The sequence below is a fragment of the Streptomyces monomycini genome (genome assembly GCF_022271435.1).
GTDB classification, from domain to species: Bacteria; Actinomycetota; Actinomycetes; order Streptomycetales; family Streptomycetaceae; genus Streptomyces; species Streptomyces monomycini.
Map to the genome: position 1 here is coordinate 15,106 of NZ_JAFIQY010000014.1, position 18,757 is coordinate 33,862.

The following is an 18,757-nucleotide window of genomic DNA, read 5'->3' on the forward strand; positions in this document are numbered from 1 at the left end:
GAACCGGGCCCCCGGGGAATCACCCCAGGGGCCCAGCCCTGATTGCCGACCACGCGCTACACGCGACGACTACGCGCGAAGCGCGGCACCGCTCAGTTGTCGTCCTCGTCGATGAGGAACCCACGCATCGGCGACGGCGCCTGCTGCATCGGCTGCTGCCCCTGCGGCCGCACCGGAGCCATCGGCTGCGTCATCGCCGGCGACATCTGCTGCTGCCCGCCGTAGGACGGCGCGCTGCCCGAGCCACCACCGTGACCACCCATCGACTGCCCGCCACCCATGGCGTGGTTACCCCCCATGGACCCGGCACCGGCCGAAGCCATCGACGGCGACGGCGGCAGCGAGGCGGTCGCCGGCGTCCGCGGCGGCGCCAGCGAGTCGTCGGCCTGGTTCTCCAGCTGGCGCAGCTGGCTCTCCAGGTAGGACTTCAGCCGCGTACGGTACTCGCGCTCGAAGCCGCGCAGGTCCTCGACCTTGCGCTCCAGCGTGGCGCGGGCCGACTCCAGCGACCCCATCGCGACGCGGTGCTTCTCCTGCGCGTCCCGCTCCAGCGCGTCCGCCTTCGCACGGGCGTCCCGCTCCAGACCCTCCGCACGCGAGCGCGCCTCGCCCACGATCTTGTTGGCCTCGGAACGGGCCTCCGCGATCGCCTGGTCGGCGGTCTGCTGCGCGAGCGACAGCACGCGAGCGGCACTGTCACCGCCCGGGCCCTGGCCCGGCTGCGGCAGCTGCGGGCCACCGTGCCCGCCGGGGCCGCCCATCGGGCCGCCCAGCGGACCGCCGGGACCCATCGGGCCGGGGCCGTGCGGACCCTGGGGCCCAGGACCGTGGCCACCGGGCCCGGCCGGGAGCCGCGGGGCTCCTCCGGTCAGCTGCGGCGGGCCGCCCAACTGCTGCTGTTGCTGCTGTTGCTGCGGCGGCACCGGCTGCGGACCGGATATGGCGGCGGGCACGGGAGCGCCGGGCCTGCCCTGCTGGTGCTGCTGCTGGTCCTGCTGCTGGTCCTGCTGCTTGCGCATGTTCTGCTGCTGGTTCTGCGCGGCGGCGCGCGTCGCGGCGGCCAGCTTGGCGCGCAGGTCCTCGTTCTCCCGCAGCAGTCGGGTCAGTTCGGCTTCGACCTCATCGAGGAAGGCATCGACCTCGTCCTCGTCATAGCCTTCTCGGAGGCGGACGGTCGTGAACTGCTTGTTCCGCACGTCCTCGGGGGTCAACGGCATCTCTACTTCACCTCAACGTAGTCGTCGGCAATCGGCAAGACCGTATCGTTCACACCAACAACACCGTCCTCACGACGGTGATCAGGATGTAGACGATGATCATCAATACGAAGAAGGACAGGTCGAGCGCCACGCCCCCGAGACGCAGCGGCGGAATGACCCGCCGCAAGAGCTTGAGTGGCGGATCAGTGACAGTGTAGGTGGCCTCCAGAACGACCACCATCGGCTTGCCGGGTTGCCATGAACGGGCGAACTGGAAGACATAGTCCATCACCAGCCGGAAGATCAACACGATGAGGAAGCAGTACAACGCGATGTAGATCACCTGTCCAGCGATGCTCATCTGCGGTGCCCTCTCCCCTTGCCATGCTGTCGTGTTGGGCCCTTTCGGCCCGGTGTGCCCGGTGTTGCGTCTCAGCTCTGGTTGAAGAACCCGCCCTCTGCGATACGGGCCTTGTCCTCCGCCGTGACATCGACGTTAGCAGGCGACAACAGGAACACCTTCTGCGTCACCCGCTCGATGCTGCCGTGCAGGCCGAAGACGAGACCGGCCGCAAAGTCGACAAGTCGCTTCGCGTCCGTGTCGTCCATCTCCGTGAGGTTCATGATCACCGGAGTGCCCTCACGGAAGTGTTCCCCGATGGTACGGGCTTCGTTGTAGGTCCGGGGGTGCAGCGTCGTGATGCGGTACGGCTCCCGCTCGGACACAACCTTGGGCATGATCACCGGTGCGTTCTTCTCCAGATTCGGACGGTCGGGTGTGATGGACGCCACGGGGGCGATTCGGGCGGGTCGTCCGCTTTCGGCAGCCAGCGGGGCGGACTCACGCTGAGCGGGAGGCTGGGCGACTCGGACGGGTTCGTCCCGTTCCGGGTGCGGCTCGGTGGGTACTTGGGTCTGCTGTCGCCGCCCCCGTTCGGGCTCCGGGTCAAGCTCGGGCTCGAACTCGTCGTCGGGGTCGAACCCCCGGCCGTCGTACCCATCGTCCTCCACGAGGCCGAGGTAGACCGCCATCTTGCGCATCGCGCCGGCCATTCTCTGCGTCCTCCGCTCTGTGGTGGATCGGCTCCGTCACCTGGCGCCTTGAATCCACGCGGTCTGCCCTCCTTTTGGGGGCAATGACCATATTTTGTGCTGTGGTCCGACTTGCTTGGCGACGTTACCCGAGCCGTGGTCGGACTCCGAGTACCGCAGTGCCGACGCGCACATGTGTCGCCCCGGCAGCCACGGCCTCATCAAGGTCCGCGCTCATCCCTGCCGACACCATGTTCGCAGCAGGATGGTTCACGCGCAGGCCGGATGAGATTTCCATCAAACGCTCGAAAGCGGCACCGGGCCGCCCGGCATAAGGGCCGGTCAGCGGAGCCACCGTCATCAGACCGTCCAGGCGCAGCCCTTCGGCGTCCGCGACGGCGTCGGCGAGCGCGGCGACCCCGGCCGGGGCGACCCCGCCGCGCTCCCCCGTCTCCCCCCGGGCGGCACCCGACTCGGCGTCAAGTGCCACTTGGAGCAGGCAGCCGAGCTCGCGGCCGGCCCGTACCGCTTCCTTCGACAGCGCGGTGACCAGCTTGGCGCGGTCGACCGACTGCACAATATCGGCGTAATTGACTACAGACCGCACTTTGTTGGTCTGCAACTGGCCGACGAAGTGCCAGGTAAGGGACAGATCCGAGCAGGCCGCAGCCTTCGGTGCCGCGTCCTGGTCACGGTTCTCCGCCACCTGACGGACGCCCAGTTCCGCGAGCAGCCGCACGTCGCTCGCCGGGTAGGTCTTCGTGACCACGATGAGGGTCACGTCCTCCCGCGCGCGGCCGGCCTTGTCGCACGCGGTGGAGATTCGTTCCTCCACGCGCGCCAGATTGTCCGCCAGTTCGGTCCTACGATCCGTCACAGCTCAGCATCCCAGCCATACATAGCTCGCGAGCCGCCCGGTGACGCGGTCCCGCCGGTACGAGAAGTGGTCCGCCGACTCCAGCGTGCAGATGTGGGAATGCTCACCCATCTGCACGCCGCAGGCGGCGAGTTGGGCACGGACCCCGGCGGCCATGTCCACCGCGGGCGTGCCCCACGAGGTGGTGGCCCAGGCCTCGGGCACCACCGCGGCGACCTCGGCGCGCATCGCCTCGGGCACCTCGTAGCAGCGTCCGCAGACCGCGGGGCCGGTACGGGCGACGATGCGGGACGGGTCGGCGCCGAGCGCGGTCATCGCCTCGACGGTCGCCGGAACCACCCCGGCCACCAGTCCCGGACGCCCCGCGTGCGCGGCGCCGGTGACCCCGGCGACCGGGTCGGCGAGGAGCACCGGGGTGCAGTCGGCGGTCAGGACGGCGAGGGCCAGGCCCCGGCGGGCCGTCACCACCGCGTCCACGCAGGGGATCTCGGAGCCGTCGCGCCAGGGGCCGTCGACCACGGCCACGTCGCGGCCGTGCACCTGGTTCATCCATACGACGGAGGCGGGGTCCAGACCCAGCGCCTTCGCCGCCCGTTCGCGGTTGGTCCGTACCGCGCCGGGATCGTCGCCGACCGCGCCCCCGAGGTTCAGCTCGGCATACGGAGCGGCGCTCACCCCGCCCCACCGGTCGGTGGAGGCGAAGTGCGCGCCGCTCGTGTCGTTCGTCAGCACCGGGTGCTGTTGCCCTATCACGTCGGGACTTCGGTCACTTCAGGAAGTCGGGGACGTCCAGTTCCTCGGCCGCGGTGTCCGAGTACGGACGGGCCGGCGGAACCTGCGGCGAGGCGGTCGGGGGCGGCGGGACCTCGCCGAGCGGGGACGGGTCGGCCGGGGCCGGCTCCTCGTCCCGTACCGGCACCGAGCCCAGGCTGCCGAAGGACGACGGCCGGGACTCGGCCTGCGGGGCCGGGCGGCTGGGGGCCGGGGCCGGTTCCTCGCGCTTGCCGTTGTTCTGGCTGCCGAGCACGGTCTGCTGACGGGCCGGCGGCTGGCCGCCGTCGAAGCCCGCGGCGATGACGGTCACCCGGACCTCGTCGCCGAGCGCGTCGTCGATGACCGCGCCGAAGATGATGTTCGCCTCGGGGTGGGCCGCCTCGCTGACCAGTTGCGCGGCCTCGTTGATCTCGAAGAGACCGAGGTCCGAGCCGCCGGAGATGGAGAGCAGCACGCCGCGGGCGCCGTCGATGGATGCCTCCAGGAGCGGCGAGGAGATCGCCATCTCCGCGGCGGCCACCGCGCGGTCGTCGCCGCGCGCCGAGCCGATGCCCATGAGGGCCGAGCCGGCCTCGGACATCACGGACTTGACGTCGGCGAAGTCGAGGTTGATCAGACCCGGGGTGGTGATCAGGTCGGTAATGCCCTGGACACCCGACAGCAGTACCTGGTCCGCGGACTTGAACGCGTCGAGCACGCTCACCTGGCGGTCCGAGATGGACAGCAGTCGGTCATTGGGAATCACGATGAGGGTGTCGACCTCGTCGCGCAGGCCGGCGATGCCGTCCTCGGCCTGGTTCGCGCGGCGACGGCCCTCGAAGGTGAACGGGCGGGTGACCACACCGATCGTCAGGGCGCCGAGCGAGCGGGCGATGTTGGCGACGACGGGGGCGCCGCCGGTGCCGGTGCCGCCGCCCTCTCCCGCGGTCACGAAGACCATGTCGGCCCCCTTGAGGACCTCCTCGATCTCCTCACGGTGGTCCTCGGCCGCCTTGCGGCCGACGTCTGGGTTGGCGCCTGCGCCCAGCCCACGGGTGAGTTCCCGGCCGACGTCCAGCTTGACGTCGGCGTCGCTCATCAGCAGGGCCTGTGCATCGGTGTTGATCGCGATGAACTCGACGCCCTTGAGCCCGACCTCGATCATCCGGTTGATGGCGTTCACGCCACCGCCGCCGATGCCGACGACCTTGATGACTGCGAGGTAGTTCTGCGGTGCTGCCACGTCGAAGGCCTCTCGCCTCGAGTTACGTGTCGCCGCCGCACCGGGGTGCGGACGTCGACTGATGCCGATGGGACGGTTCGTAGTGCCGACCCGAACCCTAACGCTGAAGTTTAGGGTTACCAGTGCCTGTGTTCCTGGGACTCTTTGGAACGAGACACTAAGTCGACAAGTGGCGCACGTTCAACGAACACGCCGAACCTCCCGTTTTTCTTTTCACCCTATGTGATCACCCATAGTGGTAGCCATCCAGGGTGCTGGCCTGCGGGTACACACGTCAACTCCCGGACACCGCGGGTGCGGTGGGCACACTCACGTCGAAGTGGCGCGCGTCACGCGCCGCTTTCAGCGCCGCGGCGAGCACCTTGGCCTTCGCCGTACTGCGTTCGTCACTCCCCCAAACGACGGTACGGCCGCCCGTCAGCTTCAGGGTGATGGCGTCGAAGGAGCGCACCTCGACGGTGCGAACGTCCTGGTGGAGCGCTTTCGGCAGGGCGGTGACGACGGTGCCGGCCGCGCGCCGGAGCCGGTCGGCACCGAACCGCCGCAGGCCCGGGCTGTCACGTACGGCCATTTCCAGAAGCGGGACGCCCTTCGGGGCGGCGGCGACCGTGGCGAAACGCGTCCCTTCGGCGTCCACTTCGACGAACTTTCCGCCCGTTTGAATAACGAGTTCCGGCTGCCTTTCGGTCACTTTCAGGCTGACCGTGTGCGGCCAGGAGCGCCTGACCTCAACGGACTTGATACGCGGAAGTTTCGCGCGCAGCCGGTCGGCGACGGCCTTCTTGTCCACCGAGGCGAGCGGGGTGTCCATCGGTACCGCGGCGGCCCGTACGACCTCATCGACCGTCAGAACCCCCGTACCGCTCACCTTCACGGCCTCCGTGCGCAGCCAGGTGGAGCCGTACAGGGACCAGGTGCCGAAACCGGCCAGCAGCACCGCGCCGGCCAGTGTGATGATCAGAGTACGGCGGGACGGCACCCTGAACCGGGTCCACAGACCGGGGCGCCCGTCCGGGGAGCCGGACGACCCACCCTGTCGCGCGGGCTTCTTGGCCCCTCCTCCGCCGCCGGAACCGGCTTTCCCGGCTTTCTCGGCCTTTCCTGCCTTTCCCGCCTTTCCGGACGAGGGCGGGCCGGAGCGCGCGGACTTCTTCTCACCGCGCCGGGCGGTCGTCGGTCCGGCCACGCTCCCTCTCCTTCCGGCCGCCACCCCGGGGTCCACCCCCGGGGCAGCACGGCCGTACCGTCCGTCAGCGGCCAGCGACCGCCTCGTACACCATCCCGACCAGCAGCTCGTCCGCGTCCCGGCGCCCGAACTCGGACGCCGCGCGGGACATCTCGTACAGCCGGTGCGGGTCGGCGAGCACCGGGAGCACCTGGCCCTGCACCCACTCCGGCGTCAGCTGCGCGTCGTCGATCAGCAGGCCGCCGCCGGCGTTGACCACCGGCTGGGCGTTGAGCCGCTGTTCACCGTTGCCGATGGGCAGCGGCACGTAGGCGGCCGGGAGCCCGACGGCGGACAGTTCGGCGACGGTCATCGCGCCCGCGCGGCAGAGCATCATGTCGGCCGCGGCGTACGCGAGGTCCATCCGGTCCACGTACGGTACCGGTACATACGGGGGCATTCCCGGCATGTTGTCCACGTGCGGCATTTCATTCTTCGGGCCGACCGCGTGCAGCACCTGGATGCCGGAGCGCTGAAGCGCCGGCACGGCCGCCTGGATGACCTCGTTGAGGCGCCGGGCACCCTGCGAGCCGCCCGACACCAGCAGCGTCGGCAGGTTGGGGTCCAGCCCGAAGGCGGCCCTGGCCTCGGGGCGGACCGCCGCCCGGTCGAGGGTCGCGATGGAACGGCGCAACGGAATGCCGACGTACCGGGCGTCCCGCAGCTTGCTGTCCGGGGTGCTGACCGCGACATACTTGGCGTACCGCGAGCCGATCTTGTTGGCCAGCCCGGGGCGGGCATTGGCCTCGTGCACGATGATCGGCACCCCGCGCCGCTTGGCGGCGAGATAGCCGGGCAGCGCGACATAACCGCCGAAACCGACGACGCAGTCCGCCTTCGTGCGCTCCAGGATCTGCTCGGCGGCCTTGATCGTGCCGCGCAGCCGCCCGGGGACGGTGATCAGTTCGGGCGTGGGCTTGCGCGGCAGTGGTACGGCCGGGATCAGCCCCAGCTCGTAGCCCCGCTCCGGCACCAGCCGGGTCTCCAGCCCCTTCTCCGTGCCGAGTGCCGTGATCCCCACGGTCGGGTCCTGCCTGCGCAGGGCGTCCGCGAGGGCGAGCGCGGGCTCGATGTGGCCGGCGGTCCCCCCACCGGCGAGTACGACATGCACCGAAATTCACCGCTCTCCGGACGGTCGCTTCTTGACGCGCCGTCTCATCGTCTTCCGTCTCACCCCAGCCAGTTTCCTGCCGAAAACAGGCTGCCGCATGGCCAGTGCCGCCCGTGCAGCGGGCTCGTCACGCGCGAAGGCGATCAGCAGACCGATGGCGAACATCGTCGGCAGCAGGGCGGAACCTCCGAAGGAGAACAGCGGCAGCGGGACACCGGCGATCGGCAACAGACCGAGCACCGCACCGATGTTGATCACGGCCTGGGCCGTGATCCAGGTGGTCACGCCTCCCGCTGCGTACCTCACGAAGGGGTCCTCCGTGCGTCCGGCCACGCGGATACCCGCATAGCCTAGAGCCGCGAAGAGGGCGAGCACCGACAGCGTCCCCGCAAGCCCCAGTTCCTCCCCGGTGATGGCGAAGATGAAGTCGGTGTGCGGTTCAGGGAGTTCACCCCATTTTTCCATACTGGCGCCCAGTCCCGAACCGAAGAATCCGCCGGAGGCCAGCGCGTAGATGCCGTGCACGGCCTGCCAGCACTGGTCCTGCGGCCCGGGGTCGGTCGCGCCGATGCAGGCGAGCCGGGCCATCCGGTTGGCGCTGGTCTTGATCAGCAGCGCCCCTATGACGACGGCCGCGCCGAGCACCCCCACGAAGAGCCGGGTCGGGGCGCCGGCCAGCCACAGCAGGCCGAACAGGATCGCGGTCAGGATGATCGCGGTGCCCATGTCACCGCCCAGCATGATCAGACCGAGCAGCAGGAAGGCCATCGGGATCAGCGGCACCAGCAGGTGCTTCCACTGGGCGAGGAGCTTCTTGTCCTGTTTGCGTGCCAGCAGGTCGGCGCCCCACAGGACCAGCGCCAGCTTGCCGAACTCGCTGGGCTGCATCTGGAAGGGGCCGCCCAGGTTGATCCAGTTCTGGTTGCCGTTGACCGCGACCCCTATCCCGGGGATCTGCACCAGGGTCATCAGGAAGACCGAGACGGCCAGCAGCGGATACGCCAGGGTGCGGTGCAGCCGTACCGTCATCCGGGCCGCCACGAGCATCAGGATGCCGCCGAGCACCGCCGCGAAGAGCTGCTTGCGGAAGAAGTACGTCGGTGCCAGCCCGAGCTGGAGGGCCTTGATCTGGGAGGCCGAGTAGACCATCACCAGGCCGAGCACGGTGATCAGCAGGCTGCCGCCGACCACCAGGTAGTAGGCGGTCAGCGGCCGGTCCCAGGCCCGGCGGACCTGGGTGTACAGACCGCGCGGGTTACGGGGGGCGCCGCCGCGCGGCAGGCGCGGGCCGAGGCCGGGCCGCCGTGCCGGGCGCGGCGGCGCGGCCTTCGCCGATCGGGCCGTCATCCTCGTCCCCTCCACAAGTGCGCTGCGCCGTGCGTCCTCGACGGCGGCGGGGACGTGCGGACTACTGTTCCTGGGCGGCCAGCGTGCGGACCGCGTCGGCGAAGGCCTCGCCCCGCTTGGTGTAGTTCAGGTACATGTCCATCGAGGCGCAGGCCGGGGCCAGCAGGACCGTGTCGCCCGGCCGGGCCAGGCGCGCTGCCTCCCGTACGGCTTTGGACATCGCCCCAGTGTCGGTCCGGTCGAGGTCGACCACCGGGACATCCGGGGCGTGTCGCGCCAGGGCCTCCCGAATGAGCGCCCGGTCGGCGCCGACGAGGACCGCGCCGCGCAGCCGCCCGGCGGACTTCTGGACGAGTTCGTCGAAGGTGGCGCCCTTGGCCAGGCCGCCGGCGATCCAGACGATGTGCTCGTACGCCGCCAACGACGCCTCGGTGGCGTGGGTGTTGGTGGCCTTGGAGTCGTCCACGTACGCGACCCCGGCGACGTCCGCGACGTGCTCGATGCGGTGCGCGTCCGGGTGGAAGGCGCGCAGGCCGTCGCGTACGGACTGGGGGCGCACGCCGAAGGCGCGGGCCAGGGCCGCCGCGGCGAGCGCGTTGGCGATGTTGTGCGGGGCCGCGGGCGTCACGTCCGAGACCTCGGCCAGCTCCTGGGCCTGCTTCTGCCGGTTCTCGACGAAGGCGCGGTCGACGAGGATGCCCTCGACGACGCCCAGCTGGGAGGGGCCCGGGGTGCCGAGGGTGAAGCCGATGGCGCGGCAGCCCTCCTCGACGTCGGCCTCGCGCACCAGGTCCTCGGTCACCTGGTCGGCGACGTTGTAGACACAGGCCACGGTGTTGCCCTCGTAGATCCGGCCCTTGTCGGCGGCGTACGCCTCCATGGAGCCGTGCCAGTCGAGGTGGTCCGGGGCGAGATTGAGGACCGCGGCGGAGTGGGCGCGTACGGAGGGCGCCCAGTGCAGCTGGTAGCTGGACAGCTCGACGGCGAGAACGTCGTACGGCTCGTCCGAGAGCACCACGTCCACCAGCGGCACCCCGATGTTGCCGACGGCCGCGGTGCGCAGCCCCTCGGCCTCCAGGATGGCGGCCAGCATCCGTACGGTCGTGGTCTTGCCGTTGGTGCCGGTGACCGCGAGCCAGGGCGGGGATTCCGGGCCGCGCATCCGCCAGGCCAGCTCCACGTCGCCCCACACGGGGACACCGGCCGCCTCGGCGGCCTGGAAGAGCGGGCTGGCGGGCTTCCAGCCGGGGGTGGTGACGACGAGGTCGGTGCCCTCGGGGAGAGTGTCGCCGTCGCCGAGGCGGACGGTGATGCCCAGCTCCTCCAGGGGGGCGGCCTGCGCCCGCTCCCGCTCGCCGTCGCTGCCGTTGACGACGGTGACGACGGCGCCGAGGCCGGCCAGGGCGCGGGCGGCGGGAACGCCGCTCACGCCGAGACCGGCCACGGTCACGTGCTGTCCGGCGAGGTCGAGGCCGGTCACTTGGCGGCCTGCCAGCCGCCGTAGAACAGGCCCAGGCCGACGATCACGCACATGCCCTGGATGATCCAGAACCGGACCACCACAAGGACTTCGGACCACCCCTTGAGTTCGAAGTGGTGCTGGAGTGGCGCCATCCGGAAGACCCGCTTGCCGGTGAGCCGGAAGGAGCCGACCTGGATGACCACCGACATGGTGATCAGGACGAAGAGGCCGCCGAGGACGGCCATCAGCAGCTCCGTACGGGAGCAGATGGCCAGACCGGCCAGCGCGCCACCCAGGGCCAGCGAACCGGTGTCGCCCATGAAGATCTTCGCGGGCGAGGTGTTCCACCACAGGAAGCCGAAGCAGGCGCCCATCAGGGCGGAGGCGACGACCGCGAGGTCGAGCGGGTCGCGTACCTCGTAACAGGCGGGCCCGGCGCTGATCGCGTTGGCGCAGGACTCCTGGTACTGCCAGATGCCGATGAAGGTGTACGCGCCGAAGACCATCACCGAGGCGCCGGTGGCCAGGCCGTCCAGGCCGTCGGTGAGGTTCACGCCGTTGGACATCGCCAGGATCATGAACAGCGCCCAGATGACGAAGAGCACCGGACCGATCTGCCAGCCGAAGTCCTGGGTGAAGGACAGCCGGTCGGAGGCCGGGGTCTGGCCGCGCAGGTCGGCGAACTGGAGCGAGAGCACCGCGAAGGCGATGCCGACGATCAGCTGGCCGGCCATCTTCGCCTTGGCCCGCAGGCCCAGCGAACGCTGCTTGACGATCTTGATGTAGTCGTCGAGGAAGCCCACCAGGCCCATGCCGGCCATCAGGAACAGCACCAGCACACCGGAGAAGCTCGGGTTGCTGCTGGTGATGACCTTGGTCAGCGCGTAGGCGATGAGCGTGGCCAGGATGAAGGCGATGCCGCCCATGGTGGGCGTACCGCGCTTGCTGTGGTGGTCGCGCGGGCCGTCGTCACGGATGAACTGCCCGTAGCCCTTCCTGGCCAGCAGCTTGATCAGCAGCGGGGTGCCGATCAGCGTCAGGAAGAGTCCGATCATTCCGGAGAAGAGGATCTGCTTCATCGGGTGGCGGCTCCGCCCTCGACACCGGTGTCGCCCAGCAATGCCGCGGCGACCCGTTCCAGGCCGACCGACCTGGACGCCTTCACCAGCACGACGTCACCCGGCCGCAGCTCGCTGCGCAACAGGTCGACCGCCGCCTGCGCGTCGGACACGTGCACCGACTCCTCACCCCACGAACCCTCGTTCTTGGCGCCCATGTCGAGCCAGGCCGCTTCCCTGCCGCCGACCGCCACGAGCTTGCTGACGTTGAGCCGGACGACCAGGCGCCCGACCGCGTCGTGTTCGGCGAGTGACTCCCCGCCGAGCTCGGCCATCTCACCGAGCACCGCCCACGTACGGCCTCCCGTTTCCTTGGAGGCTTCGCCCATCGCCACGAGCGCGCGGAGCGCCGCCCGCGTGGATTCCGGGTTCGCGTTGTAGGCGTCGTTGACGACCGTCACACCGTCCGCACGCTCGGTGACCTCCATCCGCCAGCGGGAGAGCGTGCCGGCTTCGGAGAGCGCGACGGCGATCTCGTCCACGGGCATGCCCAACTCATGGGCGACGGCGGCCGCGGCAAGCGCGTTCGACACGTGGTGCTCACCGTACAGCCGCATGGTCACGTCGCTGCACCCGGAGGGTGTGTGAAGCGTGAAGGCCGGCTGTCCGAGCGCCGTGAGCCGGACGTCCTCGGCCCGTACGGCGGCTTCCGCGGACTCGCCGAAGAAGACCGTACGGGCCTTCGTACGGGAGGCCATCGCGCGTACGTACGGGTCGTCGGCGTTGAGCACGGCGACGCCGCCCTCGGCCGCGGCGGGCAGCGCCTCGACCAGCTCGCCCTTGGCCTGCGCGATCTGCTCGCGGCCGCCGAACTCGCCGATGTGCGCGGAGCCCACGTTGAGGACCACGCCGATGCGCGGCGGGACCAGCTGAGCGAGGTAGCGGATGTGGCCGACGCCGCGGGCACCCATCTCCAGGACGAGGAACTTCGTGCCGTCGTCCGCGCGCAGCGCGGTCACCGGCAGCCCGATCTCGTTGTTGAGGTTGCCCACCGGGCACACCGTCGGCCCCCGGCGGGCCAGCAGCTGGCCGATCAGGTCCTTGGTGCTGGTCTTGCCGGCCGAGCCGGTGAGCCCGACGACGCAGGCGCCCAGCCGGCCGACGACGGCGCGGGCCAGCGCCCCGAGGGCGGCGACCACGTCGTCCACGACGATCGCGGGGACACCGACGGGACGGGCGGCGAGGACCGCCGCCGCGCCCGCCTCGACGGCGCGCGCGGCGTAGTCGTGACCGTCCACGCGTTCGCCGGCGAAGGCCGCGAAGAGGCTGCCGGGGCGCACCTCACGGGAGTCGTACACGACCGGGCCGGTGACCTGGGCCTCCGGGTCCGGTATGTCGTGCTGCTGCCCGCCGACGATGTTCGCGATCTCGGCGAGGGACAGGGAGATCACTTCTCACCCCCGGCCGTGGGCAGGTCGTGCCGTTCGAAGGGTTTTGCGCGCATGGCGGTGTGTCATCCCTGGTGGTTCGGCTGCTGCGGTGTCATCGAAGCCTCGATGGCCTGGCGCAGCACCTGACGGTCGTCGAAGGAGCGGACCACTCCGGCGATGTCCTGGCCCTGCTCGTGGCCCTTGCCCGCGACGATCACGGTGTCGCCGGGCTCGGCGCGGGCGACGGCGGCCGCGATGGCGGTGGCCCGCTCCTCCTCGACCAGCACGGTGCCGCGCTCGTGGACGGGTACCTCGGCGGCGCCCGCCAGCATCGTGGCGAGGATCGCGAGGGGGTCCTCGCCACGGGGGTTGTCGGAAGTCAGTACGGCGGTGTCGGCGAGGCGGGCGACCGCCGCGCCCATCGGCTTGCGCTTGTGCGGGTCGCGGTCGCCGCCACAGCCCAGCACGGCGTGGATACGGCCCTCGGTGACCTTGCGCAGAGCGCGCAGGACCGATTCGACCGCGTCGGTCTTGTGGGCGTAGTCCACGACCGCCAGGTAGTCCTGGCCCGCGTCGACACGCTCCAGGCGGCCGGGGACGCCGGGCACCGCGGCGACGCCGTCGGCGGCGGTCTGCGGGTCCACACCGGCCACCACCAGCGCCGTGATCGCGGCCAGCGCGTTGGCGACGTTGAACGGGCCCGGGATGGGCGAGGCGGCCCGTACGGACACGCCGTCGGGGCCCAGCACGGTGAAGGTGGAGCCGAGCGTGCCGACCTCGACGTCGGCGGCGCGCCAGTCGGCGTCCGGGTGGCCCTCGGCGGAGAACGTGGTGACCGGCACCTCGGACTCGCCGGCGGCCAGCCGCTTGCCGTACTCGTCGTCGAGGTTGACCACGCCGGCCTTGCTGCGCGCCTTGGTGAACAGCTGCGCCTTGGCCTGGAAGTAGTCCTCCATCCCGGAGTGGAACTCCATGTGCTCCGGGCTGAGGTTGTTGAAGATCGCGACGTCGAAGACGCAGCCGTCGACCCGGCCGAGGACCAGCGCGTGGCTGGAGACCTCCATCGTCACCGCCCGCACGTCGCGCTCGCGCATGACGGCGAACAGTGCCTGGAGGTCGGTGGCCTCGGGCGTGGTGCGCTCCGACTTCAGGCGCTCGTCGCCGATCCGGGACTCGACCGTACCGATCAGGCCGGTCAGGCCCGCCCGGCGGCCGCCGTCGCCCGGAGCCGCTTCGCGCTGCTCCTCCTCGGCGGCCTTCCCGGCCGCGGCGCGCAGGCCGCCGTCGACGAGGTAGGCGGTGGTGGTCTTGCCGGAGGTGCCGGTGATGCCGATCTGCAGGAGATCGCTGCCCGGGTCGCCGTAGATCGAGACGGCGAGCGCCCCCATCCGGGCCCGCGGCTCGTCCACCACCAGGACGGGCAGGCCCGTCGCGGCGGCGCGCTCGCGGCCCGCCGGGTCGGTCAGGACCGCCGCGGCGCCGAGGTCGGCGGCCTGGTTGGCGAAGTCGGCGCCGTGGAAGCGGGCGCCGGGCAGCGCGGCGTAGACGTCACCGGGCCGCACGGCCCGGGAGTCGTGGGTGATGCCGGTGACGACGGCGTCGGCGGCGTCCGCCGTGGCCGGCACCGAGGTGCCCAACTGCTCGGCGAGGTCCGCGAGGGGGGTGGCGCGGACCCGCTCTGGGCGGGGCGCTCCCGGAAACTTTCCGGGGGCGTCCTTCTGGGCGTGGTGGGACTGATCAGCGTGTGACACGGCGGTGAGCGTACCGGGCGCGGCGGCCTCGGGGCGAAGTGAGGGCCGCGTGCGGGAGCGGTTCCCTGGGTCGGGGGTGATGGTCGTCACGGCGGTGCTGCCTCGTTTTCATTCGCCTGGCTGGAAGGTGACGGGCAGGCGCGGGGGCTGGGCGCCGCTCGGCGGGACCTGGAGCGTCTTGAGCGCGAACTCCATGACCTGCTGGTAGATCGGGCCGCACACCTGGCCGCCGAAGTAACTTCCCTTGGTCGGGTTCTGGACGGCGCAGTAGACGGTGATACGGGGCTGGTCGGCGGGGGCGAACCCGGCGAAGGAGGCGGTGTAGCCGTGGTAACGGCCGGTTTTCGGGTCCACCCGGTTGGACGTGCCGGTCTTGCCGCCGACGCGGTACCCGTCGATCTTCGCCTTGGCGCCGGTGCCTTCCTTGTCGTCGACCACCGATTCGAGCATGGTGGCCAGTGTCCTGGCGGTCTTCTCGCTCACCACCCGGCTCTTGTGCGGCCGCGGCGCGGGCCGGTACCGGCCGTCCGGGCCCGTGGTGCCCCTTATGAGCGTGGGGGCGATGCGCTCGCCGCCGTTGGCGATGGCGGAGTAGACCGAGGCGGCCTGGACCGCGTTGAGCGACAGGCCCTGCCCGAACGGGATCGTGTACTGCTGCGAGGTGCTCCACTTCTGCGGCGGGGCCAGCAGGCCGGGGGTCTCGCCGGGGAAGCCGAGTCCGGTGGGCTGTCCGAGACCGAACTTGCGCAGGTAGGAGTAGAGCACCTGGTTGGCTTCCTGCCGGGTCCTGCCGAGCTGTTCGGTGGCCAGGATGGTGCCGATGTTGCTGGATTTGGCCAGGACGCCGTTGAGGGTCAGGTGCCAGGTGGGGTGGTCGATGTCGTCCGAGAAGTTGCGGTCGCCGCGGTGCAGCCGGTTGGGGACGGTGACCCGGGTGGCGGGGGTCGCGGCGCCCTCTTCCAGAACGGCGGCCATCGACATGAGCTTGCTGGTGGAGCCGGGTTCGAAGGCGTCGGTGAGAGCGGCGTTGCCCAGCGCTTCCGGGTCGGCCTTCGAGATGTCGTTGGGGTCGAAGCCGGGGGCGTTGGCCAGGGCCAGGATCTCGCCCGTCCTCGTGTCCTGCACGACGACGTAGCCCCGGTCGGCCCGGGACTCGGTGACCTGCTTGGTGATGGCCTGCTGAGCCATCCACTGGATGTCGCGGTCCAGGGTCAGCTCGACGTCGGTGCCCGGCACGGCCGGGTGTTCCTGGGTGCCCGCGGTGGGCACCCGCCGGCCGCCGGACTGGGCGTAGATCAGCTTGCCGTCCTTGCCCGCCAGCTGCTGGTCGAGCCGGGCCTCCAGGCCGCCGCCACCCCGGCCCTCGCTGTTGACGAAGCCGAGCACCCCGGAGGCGAGGTCCTTGTTGGGGTAGACGCGCTTGCTGTGCTTGTCCGCGAAGATTCCGACCAGGACGTTCGGGCGGCGCTCGCTCTTGGGCTGCTTGGCCGCCTTGGCGTCCAGCTCCCTGCGCAGATCCTTGATCTGCTTCCAGACCTGCGGGGTCTGCTGCCGGGAGAGCCGGACGTAGCGGGAGCCGGGCGTGGCGAGCTTCTTGGCCAGGGCGGCCCGGTCCTCGTGGAGGATCGGCGCGAGCAGGGCGGCGGCCTGCTGCGGCGCGTCCTGAACCTTGATCTTGTCGGGCGCGAACAGGCTGGGGTCGGCGGTGATGTCGTACGCGTCCACCGTGGTGGCCAGGTCCACACCGTCCCGGTCGGTGATCGCGCCCCGCTCGGCGGCCAGCTTGACCGGGACATACCGGTTGACGTTGGCCTTGGCCGCGTACGCACCGGCGTCCACGGCCTGCACCTGGAACAGCCGGACGACGAAGACCAGCAGGATCAGGGCCAGGCCGAGCGAGACCAGGCGCAGCCGGGGGCGCGGGCTGCCCAGGCGCAGGGTGGGTGTGCGGGGGCGGGGGGCGCGTTTGGTGGTGGTGGGGCGTGCGGAGGCGGGGCGCTTCTGGGCCGCGGGGCGGCTCTGGGCCGTCGCGCGCTGGGACCGGCCGCTCCCGCCGCTCTGGCCCGGACCGCCGCGGGGCGGACCGGCGCGGCCGCCGGCCGGGGTGGGGCGGGGGACGCGGCGGCGGGGGTCCGGGGCGGTGGGCGCCTTGGAGCCCGCCGCGGCGCCGGGGCGAGAGGGGGAGCCGGAGGCCGGGCTCGTACCGGAGCCGCTGCCGGTCTTACGTGGGGCCCGGGGGGCGGCGGGCTTCGATCCTGCGGACTTCGATCCGGCAGGCTTCGTTCCGGCAGGCTTCGTTCCGGCGGGCTTCGGGCCGGACGTCTGGGGGCCGGAAGTCTTCGCAGCGGAGGGTTTGGAGGGGCCGGGTGTCTTGGCACCGGGGGACTTGGAGCCGGAGGATCCGGATCCTCCGGGCCCGGCCCCCCTCGAACCCGAGCCGGAGCCGCTGCCGGAGCGCGGGCCCTTGGGGTCGGTCATGCGACGCCCTCCTCCGGTGCGGTCCTACGGGCGAGGGGTACGCATCCGAAGGCGAGCGCGGGCGCAGGGGCAACGGCTGCGGCCACGGCCGCAGGCAGGGCGGCGCCCCCGGACAGGCCTTCGGCGTTCTCGTACGTCACAGGTCACCTGCCGGAAGTCGTCGGAGCGGAGCCGGGCCCCGGGGCGCCGGGCAGCGGACGGCCGGGGGCGGAGAGGGCGGGGAACGGGTGGTCGGGCAGCGGCTGGTCGGGCAGCCCCGCGTCCGGGGCGGCGGGCGCGGCGGACGGTTGCGGCCCGGCGGACGGCCGGGGCCCGGGGACCCGCGCGGCGGCGTGCCCCGGCGCCGTCCGGGGGCCCGGCACGGTGAACCGCGACGGGGTGCGCGCGCTCATCGGTCCCGTACCGCCCGGGGCCGCGCTCGGCTTGCCGCGTACCGTGCCGTCGGGCTCCAGGAACGCCGGGCTGCCGCCCGGGACCATGCCCAGCTCGCGGGCGCGCTCGTCCAGCGCGCCCGGCGCCGAGTAGGCGTCCACCTCCTGCTGGAGCGCCTGCTGCTCGTCCGTCAGCTCATTGGTGCGTTTCTCCAGCTTGCTCAGCTCGAAGGAGCCCTGGTTGAGCGCGGAATTCAGCAGCAGCAGCGTGATCAGGCCGGAACCGAGGAGCACGACCACGAGAAGCACGAACGGCGTACGCGCCGCCGTGCCCCCCGCTCCGGAGGCGAACAGGCCCGAGAGCCGTCCGGACCCCGGGCGCGTGCGCCCCGGCCGGTTCACGCGATGTCCTCGCGGATGCGCTCGGCGCCGCGCAGCCGGGCGGGGGCCGCGCGCCGGTTCTCGGCGATCTCCTCCTCGGTCGGCAGCTCGGCGCCACGGGTGAGCAGCTTCAGCCGCGGCTGGTACTGCTCGGGGACGACGGGCAGGCCGGGCGGTGCGGTGTTGGCCGCGCCCGCCGCGAAGACCTGCTTGACGATCCGGTCCTCCAGGGACTGGTACGACAGCACGGCGATCCGGCCGCCCACCGCGAGGGCCCGTACGGCGGCCGGCACGGCGCTCTCCACGGCGGCCAGTTCGGCGTTGACCTCGATGCGCAGCGCCTGGAACGTGCGCTTGGCGGGGTTGCCGCCGGTGCGCTTGGCGGCCTGCGGCAGGGCGTCACGGATCAGCTCCACCAGCCGCGCGCTGCGCGTGAAGGGCTCCTTGGCGCGCTCCTTGACCACGGCCTCGACGATCCGCTTGGCCTGCTTCTCCTCGCCGTATGCGCGCAGGATGCGGACCAGTTCGCCGGGCGGGTAGGTGTTGAGGACCTCGGCAGCGCTCATGCCGGTCGTCTGGTCCATGCGCATGTCGAGCGGCGCGTCCTGCGCGTACGCGAAGCCGCGGTCGGCCTCGTCGAGCTGCATCGAGGAGACACCGAGGTCGAACAGGACGCCCTGGACGCGCGGGACGCCGAGGCGGGCCAGCACCCGGGGCAGCTCGTCGTAGACGGCGTGCACGAGGGTGGCGCGGTCCCCGTAGGGCGCCAGGCGCTCCCCCGCCAGCTTCAGGGCCGCCGGGTCGCGGTCGAGGGCGATCAGACGTGCTGCCGGGAACGTGGCGAGCAGCGCCTCGCTGTGCCCTCCGAGGCCGAGCGTGCAGTCGACGACGACCGCGCCGGGCTCGGCGAGTGCGGGGGCGAGCATGTCCAGACACCGCTGGAGCATGACGGGTACGTGGCGATCGTTGCTGCTCATGCGCCTTCCGATGGGGTGGGCGGCAGGTGGGTCCCCCCGGCCGCTGGCTGGGGGAATGCCGC

16 protein-coding genes are annotated in these 18,757 nt (G+C 71.5%); all 16 read right to left on the reverse strand.

Features of this window, described 5'->3' with window-relative positions; genetic code table 11:
* Positions 1 to 92: 92 nt before the first annotated feature.
* A complete protein-coding gene (locus JXZ78_RS17865; protein WP_030024679.1) occupies positions 93 to 1,217 on the reverse strand; it encodes a DivIVA domain-containing protein in 1,125 nt (374 codons plus the stop codon).
* Between the two features lie 49 nt (positions 1,218 to 1,266).
* Complete coding sequence (locus JXZ78_RS17870) at positions 1,267 to 1,560, reverse strand: YggT family protein (RefSeq protein ID WP_030024678.1); 294 nt, start codon at positions 1,558 to 1,560, stop codon at positions 1,267 to 1,269.
* A 71-nt stretch (positions 1,561 to 1,631) separates the two neighbouring features.
* Positions 1,632 to 2,252 (reverse strand): cell division protein SepF, encoded by a 621-nt coding sequence (locus JXZ78_RS17875; protein ID WP_030024677.1) that lies wholly within the window; start codon positions 2,250 to 2,252, stop codon positions 1,632 to 1,634.
* A 124-nt stretch (positions 2,253 to 2,376) separates the two neighbouring features.
* Positions 2,377 to 3,108, reverse strand: coding sequence for a YggS family pyridoxal phosphate-dependent enzyme (locus tag JXZ78_RS17880; RefSeq protein ID WP_030024676.1), 732 nt, complete (start codon positions 3,106 to 3,108; stop codon positions 2,377 to 2,379).
* Between the two features lie 3 nt (positions 3,109 to 3,111).
* Positions 3,112 to 3,861 carry a peptidoglycan editing factor PgeF gene (pgeF, locus tag JXZ78_RS17885; RefSeq protein WP_030024675.1) on the reverse strand — a complete coding sequence of 250 codons (750 nt, stop codon included), beginning with the start codon at positions 3,859 to 3,861 and terminating at the stop codon, positions 3,112 to 3,114.
* A gap of 13 nt (positions 3,862 to 3,874) precedes the next feature.
* Entirely contained in the window at positions 3,875 to 5,104 is a 1,230-nt protein-coding gene (gene ftsZ, locus JXZ78_RS17890; RefSeq protein ID WP_030024674.1) for a cell division protein FtsZ, read from the reverse strand.
* 274 nt (positions 5,105 to 5,378) lie between these two features.
* Positions 5,379 to 6,290, reverse strand: a complete 912-nt coding sequence (locus tag JXZ78_RS17895) for a cell division protein FtsQ/DivIB (protein ID WP_238783195.1) — start codon at positions 6,288 to 6,290, stop codon at positions 5,379 to 5,381.
* 64 nt (positions 6,291 to 6,354) lie between these two features.
* Complete coding sequence (gene murG / locus JXZ78_RS17900) at positions 6,355 to 7,440, reverse strand: undecaprenyldiphospho-muramoylpentapeptide beta-N-acetylglucosaminyltransferase (protein WP_030024673.1); 1,086 nt, start codon at positions 7,438 to 7,440, stop codon at positions 6,355 to 6,357.
* 6 nt (positions 7,441 to 7,446) lie between these two features.
* On the reverse strand, positions 7,447 to 8,787 hold the full coding sequence (gene ftsW / locus JXZ78_RS17905; protein ID WP_030024672.1) for a putative lipid II flippase FtsW: 1,341 nt from the start codon (positions 8,785 to 8,787) through the stop codon (positions 7,447 to 7,449).
* Positions 8,788 to 8,848: 61 nt separating this feature from the next.
* Positions 8,849 to 10,267 (reverse strand): UDP-N-acetylmuramoyl-L-alanine--D-glutamate ligase, encoded by a 1,419-nt coding sequence (gene murD, locus JXZ78_RS17910; protein ID WP_030024671.1) that lies wholly within the window; start codon positions 10,265 to 10,267, stop codon positions 8,849 to 8,851.
* A complete protein-coding gene (gene mraY, locus JXZ78_RS17915) occupies positions 10,264 to 11,328 on the reverse strand; it encodes a phospho-N-acetylmuramoyl-pentapeptide-transferase (RefSeq protein WP_030024670.1) in 1,065 nt (354 codons plus the stop codon). The genes murD and mraY overlap by 4 nt, the downstream gene beginning before the upstream one ends.
* Positions 11,325 to 12,758, reverse strand: coding sequence for a UDP-N-acetylmuramoyl-tripeptide--D-alanyl-D-alanine ligase (locus tag JXZ78_RS17920; protein WP_030024669.1), 1,434 nt, complete (start codon positions 12,756 to 12,758; stop codon positions 11,325 to 11,327). Before JXZ78_RS17920 ends, mraY begins: the two co-directional genes overlap by 4 nt.
* 62 nt (positions 12,759 to 12,820) lie before the next feature.
* Entirely contained in the window at positions 12,821 to 14,578 is a 1,758-nt protein-coding gene (locus tag JXZ78_RS17925; protein ID WP_030024668.1) for a Mur ligase family protein, read from the reverse strand.
* 18 nt (positions 14,579 to 14,596) lie between these two features.
* Entirely contained in the window at positions 14,597 to 16,966 is a 2,370-nt protein-coding gene (locus tag JXZ78_RS17930) for a peptidoglycan D,D-transpeptidase FtsI family protein (RefSeq protein ID WP_238783196.1), read from the reverse strand.
* A gap of 143 nt (positions 16,967 to 17,109) precedes the next feature.
* A complete protein-coding gene (ftsL, locus tag JXZ78_RS17935) occupies positions 17,110 to 17,739 on the reverse strand; it encodes a cell division protein FtsL (RefSeq protein WP_078623976.1) in 630 nt (209 codons plus the stop codon).
* Positions 17,736 to 18,695, reverse strand: a complete 960-nt coding sequence (gene rsmH / locus JXZ78_RS17940; protein WP_030018004.1) for a 16S rRNA (cytosine(1402)-N(4))-methyltransferase RsmH — start codon at positions 18,693 to 18,695, stop codon at positions 17,736 to 17,738. Before rsmH ends, ftsL begins: the two co-directional genes overlap by 4 nt.
* Positions 18,696 to 18,757: the final 62 nt, after the last annotated feature.

Excerpts from the sequence above, each read along its gene's own strand:
- JXZ78_RS17930 (WP_238783196.1), bottom strand. The coding sequence starts at position 16,966 with ATGACCGACCCCAAGGGCCCGCGCTCCGGCAGCGGCTCCGGCTCGGGT.
- rsmH (WP_030018004.1), bottom strand. The coding sequence starts at position 18,695 with ATGAGCAGCAACGATCGCCACGTACCCGTCATGCTCCAGCGGTGTCTG.
- JXZ78_RS17875 (WP_030024677.1), bottom strand. The coding sequence starts at position 2,252 with ATGGCCGGCGCGATGCGCAAGATGGCGGTCTACCTCGGCCTCGTGGAG.
- ftsW (WP_030024672.1), bottom strand. The coding sequence starts at position 8,787 with ATGACGGCCCGATCGGCGAAGGCCGCGCCGCCGCGCCCGGCACGGCGG.
- JXZ78_RS17870 (WP_030024678.1), bottom strand. The coding sequence starts at position 1,560 with ATGAGCATCGCTGGACAGGTGATCTACATCGCGTTGTACTGCTTCCTC.
- JXZ78_RS17865 (WP_030024679.1), bottom strand. The coding sequence starts at position 1,217 with ATGCCGTTGACCCCCGAGGACGTGCGGAACAAGCAGTTCACGACCGTC.
- mraY (WP_030024670.1), bottom strand. The coding sequence starts at position 11,328 with ATGAAGCAGATCCTCTTCTCCGGAATGATCGGACTCTTCCTGACGCTG.